The sequence below is a fragment of the Streptomyces carminius genome (assembly GCF_002794255.1).
GTDB lineage: Bacteria > Actinomycetota > Actinomycetes > Streptomycetales > Streptomycetaceae > Streptomyces > Streptomyces carminius.
In genome coordinates this window covers 12,867-29,845 of record NZ_PGGW01000071.1, presented here as the reverse complement: position 1 = coordinate 29,845, position 16,979 = coordinate 12,867, and the positions used below count along the sequence as shown (strand labels likewise).

Annotated in this window: 14 protein-coding genes; 6 read left to right on the top strand and 8 right to left on the bottom strand. The window is 75.7% G+C overall.

Going from position 1 to position 16,979, the window contains the following annotated elements; all coding sequences use genetic code 11:
• Positions 1–354: 354 nt before the first annotated feature.
• The gene (locus CUT44_RS31245; protein WP_100205378.1) at positions 355–1,485 is read right to left on the bottom strand and encodes a PAS domain-containing protein; all 1,131 of its coding nucleotides are present in this window, start codon (positions 1,483–1,485) and stop codon (positions 355–357) included.
• Between the two features lie 433 nt (positions 1,486–1,918).
• Between CUT44_RS31245 and CUT44_RS31240 the strand changes: the two genes are divergently transcribed.
• The 3 genes from CUT44_RS31240 (at position 1,919) to CUT44_RS31230 (ending at position 5,365) form a co-directional block, all read left to right on the top strand.
• The gene (locus CUT44_RS31240) at positions 1,919–2,740 is read left to right on the top strand and encodes a GAF and ANTAR domain-containing protein (RefSeq protein WP_100205377.1); all 822 of its coding nucleotides are present in this window, start codon (positions 1,919–1,921) and stop codon (positions 2,738–2,740) included.
• 74 nt (positions 2,741–2,814) lie between these two features.
• A complete protein-coding gene (locus CUT44_RS31235) occupies positions 2,815–4,104 on the top strand; it encodes a hypothetical protein (RefSeq protein ID WP_100205376.1) in 1,290 nt (429 codons plus the stop codon).
• Between the two features lie 70 nt (positions 4,105–4,174).
• Entirely contained in the window at positions 4,175–5,365 is a 1,191-nt protein-coding gene (locus tag CUT44_RS31230; RefSeq protein WP_408646828.1) for an MBL fold metallo-hydrolase, read from the top strand.
• Positions 5,366–5,418: 53 nt separating this feature from the next.
• Here CUT44_RS31230 and CUT44_RS31225 read toward each other — a convergent pair whose 3' ends face one another.
• A complete protein-coding gene (locus tag CUT44_RS31225) occupies positions 5,419–6,042 on the bottom strand; it encodes a DedA family protein (RefSeq protein ID WP_100205375.1) in 624 nt (207 codons plus the stop codon).
• Positions 6,039–6,821 (bottom strand): MBL fold metallo-hydrolase, encoded by a 783-nt coding sequence (locus CUT44_RS31220; protein WP_100205374.1) that lies wholly within the window; start codon positions 6,819–6,821, stop codon positions 6,039–6,041. The genes CUT44_RS31225 and CUT44_RS31220 overlap by 4 nt, the downstream gene beginning before the upstream one ends.
• A gap of 308 nt (positions 6,822–7,129) precedes the next feature.
• Here CUT44_RS31220 and CUT44_RS31215 point away from each other — a divergent pair, with 308 nt between their 5' ends.
• Entirely contained in the window at positions 7,130–9,220 is a 2,091-nt protein-coding gene (locus tag CUT44_RS31215; protein ID WP_100205373.1) for a phage holin family protein, read from the top strand.
• Positions 9,221–9,541: 321 nt separating this feature from the next.
• Complete coding sequence (locus CUT44_RS31210) at positions 9,542–10,027, top strand: hypothetical protein (RefSeq protein ID WP_233221801.1); 486 nt, start codon at positions 9,542–9,544, stop codon at positions 10,025–10,027.
• Positions 10,028–10,067: 40 nt separating this feature from the next.
• Here the strand turns inward: CUT44_RS31210 and CUT44_RS31205 are convergent, their stop codons facing one another.
• Positions 10,068–10,910, bottom strand: coding sequence for a helix-turn-helix domain-containing protein (locus CUT44_RS31205; protein ID WP_100205372.1), 843 nt, complete (start codon positions 10,908–10,910; stop codon positions 10,068–10,070).
• 48 nt (positions 10,911–10,958) lie between these two features.
• Here CUT44_RS31205 and CUT44_RS31200 point away from each other — a divergent pair, with 48 nt between their 5' ends.
• A complete protein-coding gene (locus tag CUT44_RS31200; RefSeq protein ID WP_100205371.1) occupies positions 10,959–11,291 on the top strand; it encodes a 4a-hydroxytetrahydrobiopterin dehydratase in 333 nt (110 codons plus the stop codon).
• Between the two features lie 98 nt (positions 11,292–11,389).
• Here CUT44_RS31200 and CUT44_RS31195 read toward each other — a convergent pair whose 3' ends face one another.
• The 4 genes from CUT44_RS31195 to fdhD form a co-directional block, all read right to left on the bottom strand.
• A complete protein-coding gene (locus tag CUT44_RS31195; RefSeq protein WP_100205370.1) occupies positions 11,390–12,595 on the bottom strand; it encodes a S1 family peptidase in 1,206 nt (401 codons plus the stop codon).
• A 287-nt stretch (positions 12,596–12,882) separates the two neighbouring features.
• The gene (locus tag CUT44_RS31190; protein ID WP_100205369.1) at positions 12,883–13,710 is read right to left on the bottom strand and encodes an aldo/keto reductase; all 828 of its coding nucleotides are present in this window, start codon (positions 13,708–13,710) and stop codon (positions 12,883–12,885) included.
• Positions 13,711–13,838: 128 nt separating this feature from the next.
• Positions 13,839–15,665, bottom strand: a complete 1,827-nt coding sequence (locus CUT44_RS31185) for an AMP-dependent synthetase/ligase (RefSeq protein WP_100205368.1) — start codon at positions 15,663–15,665, stop codon at positions 13,839–13,841.
• Between the two features lie 136 nt (positions 15,666–15,801).
• Entirely contained in the window at positions 15,802–16,674 is an 873-nt protein-coding gene (gene fdhD, locus CUT44_RS31180; RefSeq protein ID WP_100205367.1) for a formate dehydrogenase accessory sulfurtransferase FdhD, read from the bottom strand.
• Positions 16,675–16,979: the final 305 nt, after the last annotated feature.

Genomic DNA, 16,979 nt, shown 5'->3' with positions numbered 1-16,979 from the left:
CGGGGGCCGTCGGGATACGTGCCCTTCCCGCCGACCGCGGCGCCGGGCGGCCGCGGCCGCCCGGGCGGGGCCCCCGGGAGCCGGCGGCCGGACCGGTGCGGTGCGGTGCGCCACCCGCCGCGGGCCGGGCGGCACCGGTGATCCGGCCCGTCCGGGGTGGGAGCGGCTCACGCGGCCCGTGTCAGTGTCCGTGCCCGGACACGGCTGCCGCGGCGGGCGACCCCCGTGCGCACGGTCCGGTGGGCGGGCGAGCCGTTCCGGTGCTGCCGGACGGGAACCCGAGGCGGCCGGGCACCCGGATACGGGCCCTCCCATCGGTACGGGCCGGGCGGCCGCACGTCCGCCGACCGCCGCTCACAGGCCGCGCAGTGCCAGGGCTACGTGCCGGGCGATCCGCTCCACGGCGGCGGCCTCCGCCAGTTCGAACGCCCGGCGTCCACCGGTGCGCAGCAGCGTCAGCGTCCCGAGGACCGGGCCGCCCGCCCCGTCGGCCAGCGGCACGCACAGCAGGGAACCGGCCCGGGCCCCGGCCAGTACGGGCGCCCCGGCGGCGTCCCGGCCCAGGATCCCGGGATCGTCGAGGTGCGGCCGCAGGACGCCGCCGTGCCGCAGCGCGTCCACCACCAGCGGGCACGAGGCCGGGTCCTGCCGGGCGACCGCGTCCCGAGGCCGCCCGGCCGGGGCGAGCACGGCGGCCCGCCGCAGCCCGCCGCCGGGCGCCGCGACATCGACCACCACCCAGTCCGCGAGCCGCCCGTAGAGCACCTCGGCCGCCCGCTGCGGCACCTCCTTGGGGGAGTCCGCCAGGATCAGCGCCGCCGCCGACTCGTCCAGCAGATCCATCAGCTCGGCGTTGCGGGTGGCCTCGGCCAGGTCCGGATGCGGTACGGCGGGCACCGCCGGCACGGTCGCCGCCGCGGCCGGCTGGAAGACGGCGAGCACGACCGCACGCGGCTCGCGCGGCGGGCGCAGCGCGGTCAGCGTGGCCCGCAGCTCACCGCCGTCCGGCCGCCCCGGATCCGGCGGGCGCAGCGGACGGACCACCACACTGCGGTCGCCCTCGCCGCGGGCGACGGCCGCCACCTGGGAGCGGAGGACCGCCCGGGAGCCGTGGGCCAGCCAGCCGGTCAGCGCCCGCCCGGTGGCGTATCCGGCGCGTACTCCGAACAGCAGGGTCGCGGCGGGGTTGAACCGCCGTACCACCCCGTCCCGGTCCAGCAGGACCACCGCGACCGGCAGCCGCTGGAACAGCGCGCGCAGCAACTGGTGCTCGTGGTGCTCCTCCCGGCCGCCCCGGTGCCGCTCGGCGGCGGCCAGTTCCTCGTACCGGGGCCACAGCGCCTCGGCCATGTGCCGGAGTTCGAGGAGGGCGGTGTCCAGGACGGGCAGCGGGTCGGCGCCCGGCAGCGCGCGGGCAGACCGCAGTTCCTCCACCCGTCGGCGGAAGTCCGCCAGCTCGGCTCCAAACTCCTCCACCTGCGCCATCAGTCTCCTAGCGAGGGGACCACCGGCTTCAGCCGGCGGTGGGGTCGCCCCTGCGGCCTCTCCCCGGACGGGGCCCGGGGAGAGGCCGCGGAGGAATCGTTTCCCCCCGGTCCGTGGTGGTCCCCGCCCGTCCCGGAAGGGATCGGTTCGGTCCGGACGGCGGCCTTCGGGCTGGAAGCCCGTTCCTCCGGGCGGAGGAACGGGAGCCATGGACAACAACGTAACCCGCGGACGGCCACCGGTCCCGTCGGCCGCCGGGAAAACGCCGCCGGCTGCCTCCCGCCGCCCGGGCGGCGGGAGGCAGCCGGCGGCGTTTTCCCGGCCGGTGCCCGGGGCAGCCGCTCCTCAGGGCCGCACGGACCGCACGGACCGGGCGGCGCCGATCGGGCCGGGCGGCCCCGCGTCCGAGCCACGGAAAGGACCGAGCACGGCCATGCCGGACGAACGCGAAGCGATTCCCCCCGGGCCCGCCCCGGCCCGGCCCGAACCGGTCATCGACGCGGCTCTGTCCGCCCAGAGCCCTGTCCGGAGCCTGGCCCGGCTGGCCGAGCGGGTCGTCCGGCACACCCCCGGCTGCTGCGGCGCCGCCGCGACCGCCCACACCGGTGAGGAGGGGGGCGAGGCGCCCGCCGCGGTCACCCATCCGGACCTGTCCGAGCTGCTGGCCGTCCAGTGGGAGACCGGGGAGGGGCCCGTACTCCAGGCCCTGCGCACCGGACACCCGGCCGGAGCCGACGACCTGCTGATGGAAGAACGCTGGCCGCACTACCGCGCCCGGGCACTGGACATGGGGTTGCGTTCCAGCGCCACCCTGCCCTACCGCCGCGACGGACTCACGCTCGCCGTCACCGTCTTCGGCTTCCGGCCCCGGCCCCTGGCGGACACCGTCGACTGCCCGGCGGCGCTGCTGGGCGAGCTGGCCGCCGCCGGACTGGCCCGGGACCTCCGGTTCCGCGAGGCGCTGGCGGAGGTGGAGCAACTGGAGGGCGCGCTGCGCAGCAGACCCGTCGTCGACCAGGCGTGCGGCATCGTGATGTACGTGCTCGGCTGCGACGCCGAGGAGGCGTTCGCCCTGCTGCGCAGGATCTCCCAGCACACCAACCGCAAGCTCGCCGAGCTGGCCCGGGCCCTGGTCCGCACCCGGGGGCACGGGATAGAGCGCGAACTCCGGCGGTTCCGGCCGGGAACCAGGGAGCCCCGGGAACCCGCGGAGTCCCGAGAACCCCGGAAACCCCGGGAGCCCAGCGAGAGCTGAGGGAACGCGGAAACACCGGAGGCAGGGAACACACGGGACAGGACACGGCCACCAGGACACCGGCGGAGGTACGGATGCGGCAGACCCGACCGGACACCCACACCCACCGCAACCCCCGCCGGCCGGACGGCCCGGCGGACGCGGCGGAGGCGGCCGACCCCGTGTCCGGGGCCGCCTGCGGCTACTGGCGGCGGCGCGGACTGCCCACGGCGTCCGACCAGGTCGTCGCCGCGCCCACCGCCGCCCTGCTGCTCCTGGCGCTGCTCGCCGCCTGCGAGGACGGGGACGGGGCCGGGCCGGGCGACGGAGCCGGCTGCGGGGTGGTGCTGCCCCGGCCCGGCCCCGGGTGGCACGCCGCGCAGGCCCGGCTGCTGGGCCGCCCCCTGCACCGCGTCCCCGTGCCGGCCGAGTGCGGCGGGGTGCCCGACCCCTTCGCGCTGCTGGAGACCGTGAGCCGGGCCCGCGCCGCCGGCGGGAGCCCGCGGCTGCTGCTGCTGTCCGTGGCCGACGACGTCACCGGGACCGCCGCTCCGCCCGAGCTGCTGCACGAGGCGTGCGAGGCGGCCACCCAGGAGGGGCTGCTGGTCATCGGCGACGAGAGCCTGCGGAACGCCTTCCACGACCCGCACGGCACGGTCCCGGTCAGCCCCGCCGAGATCCTCCACGGAACCGGACCCGGCACCGGCGTCGGCACCGGCACCGGCACCGTCCCGGACGGCGGCGGTGTCCGCCCGGGCACGGCCGCCGAGTCCACCGTGGTGCTCGTCGACCTCGGTGCCGACCCGGACCCCGGGCCGTGCCCCGGCAGCCGGGCGGGCGTCGCCCGTCTCCCGGCCACCGCGGCCGGCCGGGAACTGGCCGAACGGACCCGCACCGTCCTGGCCGCTCTGCGGGCCTCCCTGTCCGGCCCGGAGGCCGCGGCCGCCGCCGGGGTCCTGTCCGAACCGGAGCCGCTGCGCGAACACCGCGCCGCCGCCAACCGGGCGCACGGCACGCTCGCCGCCGCCCTCCACCGCGCCCTCACCGGGGCGGGCGCGGTGTGCCGTCCTCCGCGGGCAGGGCGGCACCTGTACCCCGACTTCGAGGCGCTCCGCCCCGGCCTGGCCGCCCGCGGTGTCACCGACGCACCCCGGCTGGAGGCGGAGCTGGTGCGTCGGCTGGGCCCGTACGCCCTGGGCGGCCACCGTTTCGGGGACGATCCGCACGCCCTGCGGGTGCGGCTGTCAACCGATGTGCTCACCCGCGGCGTCTCCCCGGCCGTCACCGCCCCCGCCGCTCCCACCCGAGATCCCGCCCAACAGCCCGGTACCGAGGAGGCGCTGACCCGGGTGGTGGAGGCCCTGACCGGGCCGGCCACCGGGTGACCGGCCGACCGCACACCCCCGTGAAGACACCGGACACCGGAATCCGTACACCGAACAGTTGGGAGCCCGCATGACGGAACAGACCGAGCAGCCCGCCCCCCTCGACGCCCCCGACGCCCGCAGCACCCGCAGGACCCGCGGCGTTTTCAGAGTGCCGGGTGTGCCGGGTGTATCGGGTGTATCGGGTGCGTCCGGCGCTCCCGGCGCCTCCGCCGTCCGCACGGCCCCCGGCGCCGCGGCTTCCACCGCCCCGTCGGCCGCCCCGGCCACGTCCCCGGCGCCGTCCTCCGTACTCCGACCGGTGGGCGAGCGCCGCACCTGGCCGCGCTCCTTCGCCGACCGGCTCACCGAACCACTGCCCGGTCTGCGCTCCGTGGCGCGGGTGGCCCGCGAGGGCAGCACGCGCCCCGACCCGGAGTCACTGCGCGAGGTGTCCGCCCTGCCCTACGACCCCGCCCCCCTGCCGCGTGTCGACGCCGGCACCGTCGCCGTCACCTGGGCCGGGCACGCGAGCTGGGTGGTGCGCATAGGCGGCCTGACGGTGCTGACCGACCCCGTCTGGTCCCGGAGGATCCTCGGCACCCCCGCCCGGGTGACCCCCGTCGGGGTCTCCTGGGAGGACCTGCCGCCCGTGGACGCCGTGGTGATCTCGCACAACCACTACGACCACCTCGACTGGCCCACCCTGAAGCGGCTGCCGCGCGACACCCCGCTGTTCGTGCCCGCCGGACTGGGCGCCTGGTGCAGGCGCCGCCGCTTCACCCGCGTCACCGAACTGGACTGGTGGGAGGCCGCCGAACTCCCCTCGCCGGACGGCGGCACCGTCCGCTTCGACTTCGTCCCCGCCCACCACTGGTCCCGGCGGACCCTGACCGACACCTGCCGCTCCCTGTGGGGCGGCTGGGTGCTCACCGACCACCGCGGACAGCGCGTGTACTTCGCCGGCGACACCGGATACGGCCACTGGTTCGCCGAGATCGGCCGCCGCCACCCCGGCATCGACCTCGCCCTGCTGCCGATCGGCGCCTACGCCCCGCGCCGGATGCTCCGCCCCGTGCACACCGACCCCGAGGAGGCCGTCGCCGCCTGCCGCGACCTGGGCGCCAGGCGTATGGCCCCCATGCACTGGGCCACCTTCCTGCTCTCGGCCGAACCGCCGCTGGAGCCGCTGGTCCGGGTACGGGCGGCCTGGGCGGCGGCCGGCCTGCCCGCCGAGGACCTGTGGGACCTGTCGGTGGGGGCCTCCGCGGTGCTGGAGTGAACACCGCAGGGACGACACCGCAGGGGCCGGCCCCCGGGACGCGGGAGTCGGCCTCAGGCGGGCCGCAGCCGCTGCCACACCGAGGGCGCCGCGCCGACCAGCAGCGTCAGCGCGACCGCCGCGGCCACCCCCTGCCACGGCTCGGGGAACAGCGCCCCGCCCAGCACACCGATCAGCTGGTAGGTCACCGTCCACGCCAGGGCCGCCGGGGCGGCGCCGCGCACGAAACGGCCCATCGGCATCCTCGACACCAGACAGGCCACCATCACCGGGATCCGCCCCGCGGGCACCAGCCGGGAGAGCACCAGCACCGTCACACCGCGCTCGTCCAGCTTCCGGCGGGCGACCGCCAGCCGGTCCGGCGCGGCCCGGGAGCGCAGCCACCCCAGCCAGCGGGCGCCGATCTCCGACCGCTCCCCGCGCAGGCCCAGCCAGTACAGCGTCAGATCGCCGAGGAACGCCGCCAGCGAGGCCAGTGCGAACACCAGCAGCAGCGGCAGCGCCGGCGGACTGCTGTGAAAGGCCACCGCCGCCGCCCCGCTGACCACCGCCCCCGTCGGTACCACCGGCACCAGCGAACCGAACACCACCAGCAGGAACAGCGAGGGGTAACCCGCCTCCCCGGGCACCACCTGCGCCGGGAGTTCCCGGACCGCGGCGAGCACCCCCTCGATCACCCCACCGCCCCCAGTCCCAGCCGTACGCTCTCGCCGTGCCCCAGCCGGTGCACCGCCGAGGCGGGCGCCGCACGGGCCGCCAGCCGCACGAACTCGTCACCGGGGGAGTGGAACTCGTGCGGCCGCACCGCGTCCAGGCCGATCGGCCAGTACGTGCCGTAGTGCACCGGCACCGCGCAGGCCGCCGCCAGCCGGGCCAGCGCCTCCGCCGCCCGGCCCGCGTCCAGGTGCCCCTCGCCCAGGTACGGTCCCCAGCCGCCGACCGGCAGCAGCGCCACGTCGACCGCGCCGACCTCCTCCGCCATCGCGTCGAACAGGCCCGTATCCCCAGCGAAGTACGTCCGTGCCTCACCCTCGATCACATAGCCCAGCGCGGGCGCCCGGTGCCGCGCCACCGGCAGCCGGCGTCCGTCGTGCGCCGCGGGCACCGCGCGGACGGTCAGCTCCCCGACGCGCACCCGGTCGCCCACACCGACCTCCTCGATCCGCAGCCTGCCGCGCAGCCGCCGCAACCCGGCCACCGCGGCGAGCGCGCCGCGCGGCACCAGCACCCGGGTGCCGGGGGCCAGCCGCGCCAGGGACCGCGGGTGCAGATGGTCGGCGTGCAGGTGCGAGACCACCACCGCGTCCACCTCGGCCACCGAGTCGGGCGGCAGCTCCCCGCGCCGTCTGCGCAGGTGAGCCAGCCGCCGTGCGAACAGCGGATCGGTCAGCAGGGTGACCCCGGAGTCCCGGACCGTGGTCGTGGCATGGCCCCACCAGGTGATCTCCACCGGCATCCCGCGCCTCCTTCCGTCGGCCGTCCGCCCGTCCGCCCGTCCGTCCGTCCGTCCGTCCCGCACCGATCCTCTCATTCTCCCCGCAGCCGGCGCCGGGCCGCGGGAGCGCCCCCGAACCGGTGCCGGACGGGTGCCTCGCTGTGGAAGAGTGGAACGTGCCGCTCTGAGCAGTGGAATCCCCAGGGGGAACCGCCGGGCCGGCACCCGGTGCCCGGCCCGGACGGGAGAGGGCGAGGAGCACAGGCGGCCAGGCGGAGAGGCAGGCCGCGGAGGCAGGGTGCGGAAGCAGGGCGGAGAGGCGGGACGGCATGCGGATGGCGGCCTGGCGCAGGGCGGGCGGCGCGGTGCTGCGCCTCCTGGTGGTGTGGGCCGTGAGCACCCTCACCATGCTGGTGCTGGCCGGCGTGCTGCCCGACTTCCGGCTCCAGTCCCCCGACGGCGACACCGCCACCCGCATCGCGATCACCGCCGCGCTGGGCGCCGGCGCCTTCGGCCTGCTCGGCGCCCTGGTGTGGCCCCTGCTGGTACGGGCGCTGCTGCTGGTGCCCGCCCTGGTACTGGGCCTGCTGGTGTTCTTCCTCAACGGCTCGCTGCTGTGGCTCGCCCTCGGCCTCATCCCCGAGGGCCGCGGCGAGGCCGACCCGCAGACCGCCGTGGTGGTCGCCGCGGCGATGTCCGCCGCCTCCTCGGCGGCCAGCACCTTCCTGGCCGTCCGCGACGACAGCGCCTACCGGCGGCGGCTGGCCCGGCTCGCCGACCGCCGCTGGCGCCGCGCCGGCCGCCGGGCGGTGCCCACTGCCCCCGGCACCGTCTTCCTCCAGCTCGACGGCCTCGGCCACGACGTGCTGTGCGACGCGATCCGGCCCCCCGCGGACCGCCCGGACGGCGAACCGCTGATGCCCGCCGTCGCCGCCCTGTGCCGCGACACCCACCGCCTGACCCGGTGGCACACCGACTGGTCCAGCCAGACCGGCGCCAGCCAGCTCGCCATCCTGCACGGCACCAACGAGGACGTCCCCGCCTTCCGCTGGTTCGAGAAGGAGACCGGCGAGGTCATGGTCAGCAACCGCCCCAGCAGCGCCGCCGAGCTCCAGCGCCGCGCCGTCGCCCGCACCGGCGACCCCGGACTCCTCGCACACGACGGCGCCAGCCGCGGCAACCTCTTCAGCGGCGGCGCCGCCCAGGCGGCCCTGGTGCTGTCCGTCTCCGCCCGGCGCGGCCGGCACAACCGCTCCCGGGCCGGCTACTTCGCGTACTTCTCCGACCCGGCCAACGCCACCCGCACCGCCGTCTCCTTCACCGCCGAGGTCGTCCGGGAGATCCTCCAGGCCCTCCGGTCCCGGCTGCGCGGCGAGCGGCCCAGGGTCTCCCGCGGCGGGCTCTACCCCTTCATCCGGGCCTTCGCCACCGTCGTCGAGCGGGACGTGGTGGTCGCCGCCGTCCTCGGCGACATCCTCAGCGGCCGCACCGCCGTCTACGCCGACCTGGTCGCCTACGACGAGGTCGCCCACCACTCCGGCCCCCGCGGCCGGGACACCCACCAGGTGCTGCGGCAACTGGACCGGGCCGTGGCGCTGATCGCCCAGGCCGCCGAGCGGGCCCCCCGCCCCTACCGCCTGGTGCTGCTCTCCGACCACGGGCAGAGCCCCGGCGAGCCCTTCGCCGCGCGCTACGGACTCACCCTGGAGGACCTGGTGCGCGTCGGCTGCGGACTGCCCGTCTCCCGCCGGGCCCGCCGCTCGGCCACCGGCGCCGAGGCCCGCACCACCGCCCGCGCCGCCCTGCACCGCCCCGAGGACGGGCCCGGCGCCGAACCCCACCACGTCACCGGCCCCGGGCCGGTGGTGCTCGGCTCGGGCAACCTGGGCCTGGTCTCCTTCCCCGGCATCCCCGGACGGGCCTCCCGCGAGGAGATCGAACGCCGCCACCCCGCCCTGCTGCGCACCCTCGCCGACCACCCCGGCATCGGCTTCCTGCTCCTCCACAGCGAGACCTGCGGGCCGGTGGTGGTCGGCGCGGACGGCGGCGAGCACCGGCTGGACACCGGGGAGATCGTCGGAAAGGACCCCCTGGCGCCCTACGGGCCCCTCGCCGCCGACGCCGTACGGCGCACCGCCGGCTTCCCGCACGTCGCCGACATCATGGTCAACTCGGCCCTGGACCCGGCCACCGGGTCCGTCCACGCCTTCGAGGAGCAGATCGGCTCCCACGGCGGCCTCGGCGGCGAGCAGTCCCGGGCGTTCCTGCTCTCCCCGCTGCTGCTGTCCCCTCCGGAGGGGGACGGTGAGCCGGTCGGCGCCGAACAGGTCCACCGGGTGCTGCGCCGCTGGCTGCGCGAGGCGGAGACGGCCCCGGCCATGACCGCCCCCTTCTTCCCGGACCGCGTGCCGCTGCGCTGAGCCGCGCCGGCGTCCGGCCGACCGGGGGAGAGGGCAGCCGGAGGACAGAAGAAAGAAAAGTGTGCCAAGCGACTCCAAACAACCAGACGAAAGGCGGCCCGGCCGCTGACCGGGCACGATCGGACGGCGAACGGCCGACAGCACCCCGCCGTTCATCCCGGTCGATTACCCCGGCGGTAATCGACCGGAGGACGAGGCCCCGGCAGGCTGGGGGAACCGGGGTCCGGCCGGCGCACTCCGGCCGGAAACCGGCCTTCGACCAGCGTTTCCCACCGGTGCGCCCGCACCGGTGCGACCATCACCGGGAAGGCCGACACCACCATGCCCGCGACATCCGCACCTTCCTCCGGCGCTCCCGGCGCCGTCCGTCCCGCCGTTCGTCCCGGCATCCGTTCCGGGGGCGCCGGTCCGCTGCGACTGCTGCGCCGGCTGCTCGCCCTGGACGCGGTCGCCACCGTCGTCTACGCGCTGGCCTGCCTGGCCCTGGCCGACCCCCTCGGCAGGCTGCTGGGGGTGGACACGGGGCTGCTCGTGGGACTCGGCGCCTTCCTGCTGCTGTACGGCACGGCGGTCGGCCTGCTGGCGAGCCGCCCCGTGCCGCCCGTCCTCGGGGTGCGCGCGGTGGTCGAGGTGAACGCGCTCTGGGCGCTGGCCAGTGGCGCCGTCCTGGTCGGCCCCCTCGGCGGACTGCTGGAGCCGACGACCGCCGGGCTGGTGTGGATCCCCTTCCAGGCGGTGGTGGTGGCCATCCTCGCGGCGGCCCAGCACCTGGCGCTGCGCGCGGTGCTGCGGTCCGCCGGGCGGTGACCGGACCGCCGGGCGCCCGGGTCCCCGGACCGCCGGGCCGCTACGGGGCGCCCTCCGGTCCGTCCCGCTGCCCGTCCTCCTGCCGGGGGACGAGGACGGGCAGCAGGGCGGCGGTCTCCGCGTCGGCCGGGACGAAGGTCTCGATGGCCAGCTCGGAGACGGTCACGTCCATCGGGGTGTTGAAGGTGGTGGTCGTGGAGAAGAACGACAGCGTCCGCCCCCGGTGTTCGATCACCATGGGCAGCGCGAAGGGGCCGTCGAGCCCGCGCCGCTCGGTGCCGTCCTCCGGCAGCGGATAGGCGGAGACCTCCTCGTACAGCTCGCGCAGCGGCACCGACCGCAGCAGCGCGAGCTGCCGCCGCATCTGCTCCAGCAGGTGCTCGCGCCACTCGCGGAAGTTGCGGATGCGCGGGGCCAGGCCCTCGGGGTGGAGGGTGACGCGCATGGCGTTCAGCGGGGGCCGCAGCAGGTGCCCGGCCACGCCCTCCAGCACGAGGGTGATGCCGCGGTTGGCGGCCAGCACCTCCCAGCGGCCGTTGACCACCAGGGCGGGGTAGGGCTCGTAGGCCGTCACCATCCGCTCCAGGCTGCCGCGCAGGGCGGCCAGCGCGGCGTCGTCGACGGGGGTCTCCGGGTAGTGCGGCGCGTGGCCCGCGGCCGTCAGCAGCGCGTTGCGCTCCCGGACGGGGACGGCCAGGTGCTCGGCCAGCCGCAGCACCATCTCCCGGCTGGGCCGGGAACGCCCGGTCTCGACGAAGCTGATGTGCCGGGCCGAGGAGTCGGCGCGCAGGGCCAGCTCCAGCTGGCTGAGTCCGGCGCGTTCCCGCCAGTGGCGCAGCAGGGGGCCCACTCCGGTGGACGTGTCGGCTGTCGCGGAACCCATGCGGCGACCCTAGGCTGGTGCGGGTCGTCCACGGAAGGGATTGCCGCCATGTCGCCCAGACCGCTGACCCCGGAGGAGATCGACGGTGCGCTGGCGGAGCTGCCCGGCTGGCGGCTGGCCGGGGACCGGCTGGAGCGCACCTACTCCTTCGCCCGGCACCTCCAGGCGGCGGTGCTGGTCGTCCATGTGGCGCGGCTCCAGGACGAGCTGGACCACCACGCCGATCTGCTGCTCGGCTACAACACGCTGCGGGTGTCGGTGAACACGCACAGCGTGGGCGGGAAGGTCACCGGGCTGGACGTGGGGCTGGCCCGCCGGATCGAGGAGATCGCTCCGGCGCACGGGGCGGAGGCAGGGGCTCCGGCGCACGGGGCGGAATGAGGCGGACCCGGCGCGCGGGAGCGGTGGAGTACCGCTCCCGCGCGCCGGGTGGGGGAGAGGAGCGCAGGGGCCCGCGCGGCCCCGAGGCGTGCGGCGGGTCAGCCGGTGACGAGGGTGAGGCCGTACTCCTCCAGGATCGGGTTGACCGGCTGGAAGTAGGTGGTGCCGCCGATGCTGCAGTTGCCCGAGCCGCCGGAGGTCACGCCCTGCGCCTGGTCGCCGGAGACGTAGGGGCCGCCGGAGTCGCCGGGCTCGGCGCACACAGTGGTCCTGGTCAGGCCGGACACGTCGCCCTGCCCGTACTGGACGGTGACGTCGTACTGCTCGATGGTGCCGCAGTGCCAGCCGGTGGTGGAGCCGGAGCGGCAGACGGTCGAGCCGACGGGCGCCTCCTCGGAGCCGGTGACGGTCACGTCGCCGTTCTCGCCCTTGACGAAGGGGGTGGCGGTCCAGTTGCTGTTGGTGGCGACCCAGCCGTAGTCGTTGCCGGGGAAGGAGGAGCCCTCGAAGCTGCCCTGGTCGGCCCGGTCGTGACCGGCGGTGGGGTCGCCGGGGACGCCGCAGTGGCCGGCGGTGACGAAGCCCTGCCGGTCGCCGCCGGTGACCGGGAAGCCGACCGAGCAGCGGCTGCTCTGGTTGATGTAGTAGGCGTCGCCGCCGCGCAGGTCGGCGTAGGGGCGGGGCTGCTCGGCGGAGCGCACGACCTTCACCAGGCCGCTGTCGACGCCGCCGGCCTCGACGAGGGAGCGTGCTTTCGCCGGGTCGGCGGCGTGGACGACGACGCTGTTGCTGCGGACGTCGACGTACCACAGCGGCGCGGCGGTGGGGGAGAGCTGCCGCGCGGCCCGGTCCAGGTTCTTCTTGGCGGCCTCCAGTTCGGCCATGCTGTGTTCGACGATCTTCGCCTTCGCGCCGGCGGCGGTGATGGCGTCGGCCGCGGCGCGGTCGGTGGTGGCGACGACCAGGGTGGCGTCGGTGCCGCTGACCCAGGCTCCGGCCCAGTCGGCGGCGAGGTCCTCGCGGATGGCGGGTGCGGTCTTGGCGGCGCGGTACTCGCCGGCGACGCGTTCTCTCGCCTCGTCGGGGGTCAGGCCCAGGTCGCGTCGCAGGGCCCGCAGCGCTTCGGCGGGGAGGGCCTCGGCCGCCCGCTCGGCCTCGGCGTCGAGGGTGTGGGTGCGGGTGTCGGCGGCGGTTTCGGCGGGGGTTTCGGCCGTGACCGCCCCGGCTATGGAGGGCAGGACCGTCAGTGCCAGGGCACCGGCCGCGAGGGCCGATAGGGCTGTCACACCACGGGTGTGGCGCATGTGTGCTCCTCGGGAGTGTCGTGGGGGGATTCGCGCCGGCGCGGTGGTCGCCACCGGCGCGTAACTGGAAGTTATCCGCCGTCCATCGCGATGGAACCGTGTGGCGGACCCCTTCACCGAAGAGCCACGTCCTTTGGAGGAACGTCACAGCAGGCGCCCGTTCTCCGGTGCGGCTTGCCCGTTTTCCGGATGCCCGGACGCCGGTACGCCGCCCCGCGCGGGCGGGGCGGCGTACGGTGGGACGACGTCGTCGGCGTCGTCGGGGCCGTCGGGGCGTGCTGTGCCGCTCAGTTCATGGTGTCCGGGTCGGCGCCGAGCCGGTTCCCGCTGTCCAGTCCGGCCAGTTGCCGCATGTCGTCCTCGTCCAGGGTGAAGTCGAAGACGTCGATGTTCTCGTCGATCCGGGAGGGGGTGACGGACTTGGGGATCACCAGGTGGTCCATCTGGAGGTGCCAGCGCAGCACCACCTGGGCGGGGGAGCGGCCGTGCTTGCGGGCGAGCGTGCCGAGCACCGGGTCGTCCAGCAGCCCCTTGCCCTGGCCGAGCGGCGACCACGCCTCGGTGGCGATGCCGTGCTCGGAGTGGAAGGCGCGCGCCTCGGCCTGCTGGAACCAGGGGTGGAGCTCGATCTGGTTGACGGCCGGGACGATCTCGGTCTCCTCCATCAGCCGCCGCAGATGGGTGGGCTTGAAGTTGGAGACCCCGATGGCCTTGGCCCGGCCGTCGGCGTACAGCTTCTCGAAGGCCTTCCAGGTCTCGACGTACTTGTCCAGCGCCGGTGCCGGCCAGTGGATGAGGTAGAGGTCCACGTAGTCCAGGCCCAGCCGCTCCAGGGAGGCGTCGAAGGTGCGCAGGGTGGAGTCGTAGCCCTGCTGGTGGTTCCAGATCTTGGTGGTGACGAAGACGTCCTCGCGGGGCAGGCCGGACTCGGTGATCGCCTTTCCGGTGCCCCGCTCGTTCCGGTAGGCGGCGGCGGTGTCGATGCTGCGGTAGCCCGAGGCGAGCGCGTGCCCGACGACGGAGGTGGCCTCCTCGTCCGCCACCTGCCACACGCCGAGGCCGAGCTGCGGCATCCGGACACCGTTGTTGAGGATGATGTTGGGAACGTTGCTCACGGGCGTTCGGTCCTTACTGGGTCGGTTGGCGACACATGTACCCGGCCGCTCAACGATCATGGCCGGGAGGGTGTTCCGGTGCGGCTCCCGGGGGCCGCACCGGGCCGGCCCTGAGCCGTTTTGGCCGGTCAGCGCCGGTAGAGTGCCTCGATCTCGGCTGCGTACGCCTTCTCGACGGCCCTGCGCCGCACTTTCAGGGAGGGGGTCAGCAGTCCCTCCTCCTCGGTGAGGGAGGAGCCCAGGATCCGGAAGGTGCGGATCGCCTCGGCGTGGGAGACCAGGGTGTTGGCGGCCACCACCGACCGTCTGATCTCGGCCTCCAGCTCGGGGTCGCGGACCAGCTCGGCGGGGCCCGGCAGCGGTCTGTCCCGCATGGCCGTCCAGTGCCGCACGGCCTCGTGGTCGAGGGTGATCAGCGCGGCGACGTACGGCCGGTCGTTGCCGACGACGACGCAGTGCGCCACCAGCGGATGTGCCCGCACCCGGTCCTCCAGGACCGCCGGTGACAGGCTCTTGCCGCTGGAGGTCACCAGGATCTCCTTCTTCCGCCCGGTGATCGTCAGGAAGCCGTCCTCGTCCAGAGAGCCGAGGTCGCCGGTGGCCAGCCAGCCGTCGCGCAGGGCCTCGGCAGTGGCCCGGGGGTTGTTCAGATAGCCGGCGAAGACCTGGCCGCCGCGCAGCCACACCTCGCCGTCGTCCGCGATGTGCACCGTGGTGCCCGGCAGGGGGAGGCCGACGGTGCCGAAGCGGGTCCGCTCGGGCGGGTTGACGACGGCCGCGGCGGTGGTCTCGGTCAGCCCGTACCCCTCGAGGATCCGGATGCCGGCGCCGTCGTAGAACAGCCCCAGCCGCCGTTCCATCGCGGAGCCGCCGGAGACCGCGTACCGGCAGCGGCCGCCGAGCGCGGCGCGCAGCCGGGCGTAGACGGCCCGGTCGAAGAGCTGGTGCCGTATCCGCAGGGCCGTACTCGGGCCGGGGCCGGTGCCGAAGGCCTTGTGCTCCGCCGCCTCGGCGTAGTGGACCGCGGTGTCCACGGCCTTGTCGAAGGGGCCCAGCCTGCCCTCGGCCTCGGCCCGGCGCCGGGCGGCGTGGAAGATCCGCTCGAAGACGTAGGGCACCGCGAGGACGAAAGTCGGGCGGAAGGACGCCAGGTCGGGCAGGAGCGCGGCGGCGGTCAGGTCGGGCTGGTGGCCGAGCCGTACCCCGGCGCGGACCGCCCCGACCTCGATCATCCGGCCGAAGACATGGGCGAGGGGGAGGAAGAGCAGGGTGGAGGCCTGGGCGCCGGGTCCGGTGGGGAAGACGGCCTCGTAGCGCTCGATGATGTTGTCGCACTCGGCCATGAAGTTGCCGTGGGTGAGCACGCAGCCCTTGGGGCGTCCGGTGGTGCCGGAGGTGTAGATGACGGTGGCCGGGGTGTCGGGGGTGACCGCGGCCCGGTGCCGGTGCACCGTCTCGGAGGGGAGGTGCGTCCCGGCGGCGGACAGGTCGCGTTCGGCTCCGGCGTCGAGCTGCCACAGCCGGCGCAGCCGCGGCAGCCGGTCGATCACCGAGCCGACGGTCATCGCGTGGTCCTCGTGCTCGACGACGGCGGCGGAGACCTCGGCGTCGTGGAGTATCCAGTGGACCTGCTCGGCCGAGGAGGTGGGGTAGACCGGTACCGGCTGGGCGCCGACGGACCACAGGGCGAAGTCGAACAGGGTCCACTCGTAGCGGGTGCGGGACATGATCGCGACCCGGTCGCCGAACCGCACCCCCTCGGCGAGCAGTCCCCTGGCCAGGGCCAGCACCTGGTCGCGGAACTCGCCCGCGGTCACGTCGCGCCAGTGGCCCGAGGCGTCCTTGCGGGCCAGCATCACCTGGTGCGGATCCCGTTCGGCGCGCTCGTGGACGGCGTCGGCCAGCCCTCCGCTCCGGGGGGCCGCCGCCAGAGCGGGGACGGTGATCTCACGCAATTGCCGCTCCTTGCCGTGCCGTACCGTGCCGCGGCGGGGTGTCACAGCGGGGCGACCGTATCCGATCGGCGGCGTGCCCGGAAGGGCAGCGTTGGCTGCCCGCGGCGCCCGTACGGCCGCCGCAGGTGCCCGGTGGCTACCCGGAGTCCCCGTGCGGGACCGGCTCGGTGCGCTCCAGCGCGACGCGGTGCCCGCCGGCGTAGACGTTCATCGAGGTGCCCCGCAGGAAGCCCACCAGGGTGAGCCCGGTCTCGGCGGCCAGGTCCACGGCGAGGGAGGACGGCGCGGAGACGGCGGCCAGCACCGGTACGCCCGCCATCACGGCCTTCTGCGCCAGTTCGAACGACGCCCGTCCGGAGACCAGCAGCACCGTTCCCGACAGGGGGAGCCGGCCCTGTGTCAGGGCGCGGCCGACCAGCTTGTCGACGGCGTTGTGGCGGCCGACGTCCTCGCACAGGTCCAGCAGCTCCCCGGTGGGGGAGAACAGCCCGGCGGCGTGCAGGCCCCCGGTCCGGTCGAACACCCGCTGGGCGGCGCGGAGCCGGTCGGGCAGCCCGGCCAGCACGCCGGGCTCGACGCGCAGCGCGCCGTCGCCGAGCGGCCAGCGGGCCGTGGTGCGGACCGCGTCCAGGCTGGCCTTGCCGCACAGGCCGCACGAGGAGGTGGTGTAGACGTTCCGCTCCAGGGTGATGTCGGGCACCGGGACTCCGGGGGCGAGGCGGACGTCGACGACGTTGTAGCTGTTGCGGGTGGTGCCGTCGGCCTGCTCGGTGGCACCGGCGCAGTAGACGATGGTGGCCAGCTCCTCGGGGCGGGCCAGTACGCCCTCGCTCACCAGGAAGCCCGCCGCCAGCGCGAAGTCGTCGCCGGGGGTGCGCATGGTGATGGCCAGCGGCCGGCCGTCGAGCCGGATCTCCAGCGGTTCCTCGGCGACCAGGGTGTCGGCGCGCTCGCTCACCGCGCCGTCGCGGAGGCGGACGACGCGGCGGCGCTCGGTGACTCGGCCCATCAGATCCGTCCTGCCTCGCTCGGTGCTCCCGGTGCGTACGTGCCCGGGCCGCGGTCCCCGTGCCGCGGTCCGTCCATTGTGCGTTCCCGCTGCGCGGCCGGGTACGCCGAGCCCGGCCCCACCGGTGCGGCCCGTGCACGGGCCGCACCGGTGGGGCCGTACGGCGGCGCACCCGCCCCGGTACCCGCCCCGGTACCCGCCCCGGTATCCGTCCGGCACCCTGCCGGACCACGGCTTATACGGGTGAGAGGCACCCCGGGGACTTGGTATGGTGGACCCAGTCGCCGCGGCTCCTGGGCTGCGGT

Bases quoted from the DNA above. Each gene is read 5' to 3' on its own strand.
- CUT44_RS31205 (WP_100205372.1), bottom strand. From the start codon at position 10,910: ATGGGTTCCGCGACAGCCGACACGTCCACCGGAGTGGGCCCCCTGCTG.
- CUT44_RS31220 (WP_100205374.1), bottom strand. From the start codon at position 6,821: ATGCCGGTGGAGATCACCTGGTGGGGCCATGCCACGACCACGGTCCGG.
- CUT44_RS31210 (WP_233221801.1), top strand. From the start codon at position 9,542: ATGCCCGCGACATCCGCACCTTCCTCCGGCGCTCCCGGCGCCGTCCGT.
- CUT44_RS31240 (WP_100205377.1), top strand. From the start codon at position 1,919: ATGCCGGACGAACGCGAAGCGATTCCCCCCGGGCCCGCCCCGGCCCGG.
- CUT44_RS31235 (WP_100205376.1), top strand. From the start codon at position 2,815: ATGCGGCAGACCCGACCGGACACCCACACCCACCGCAACCCCCGCCGG.
- CUT44_RS31195 (WP_100205370.1), bottom strand. From the start codon at position 12,595: ATGCGCCACACCCGTGGTGTGACAGCCCTATCGGCCCTCGCGGCCGGT.
- CUT44_RS31245 (WP_100205378.1), bottom strand. From the start codon at position 1,485: ATGGCGCAGGTGGAGGAGTTTGGAGCCGAGCTGGCGGACTTCCGCCGA.
- CUT44_RS31200 (WP_100205371.1), top strand. From the start codon at position 10,959: ATGTCGCCCAGACCGCTGACCCCGGAGGAGATCGACGGTGCGCTGGCG.
- CUT44_RS31230 (WP_408646828.1), top strand. From the start codon at position 4,175: ATGACGGAACAGACCGAGCAGCCCGCCCCCCTCGACGCCCCCGACGCC.
- CUT44_RS31215 (WP_100205373.1), top strand. From the start codon at position 7,130: ATGCGGATGGCGGCCTGGCGCAGGGCGGGCGGCGCGGTGCTGCGCCTC.
- fdhD (WP_100205367.1), bottom strand. From the start codon at position 16,674: ATGGGCCGAGTCACCGAGCGCCGCCGCGTCGTCCGCCTCCGCGACGGC.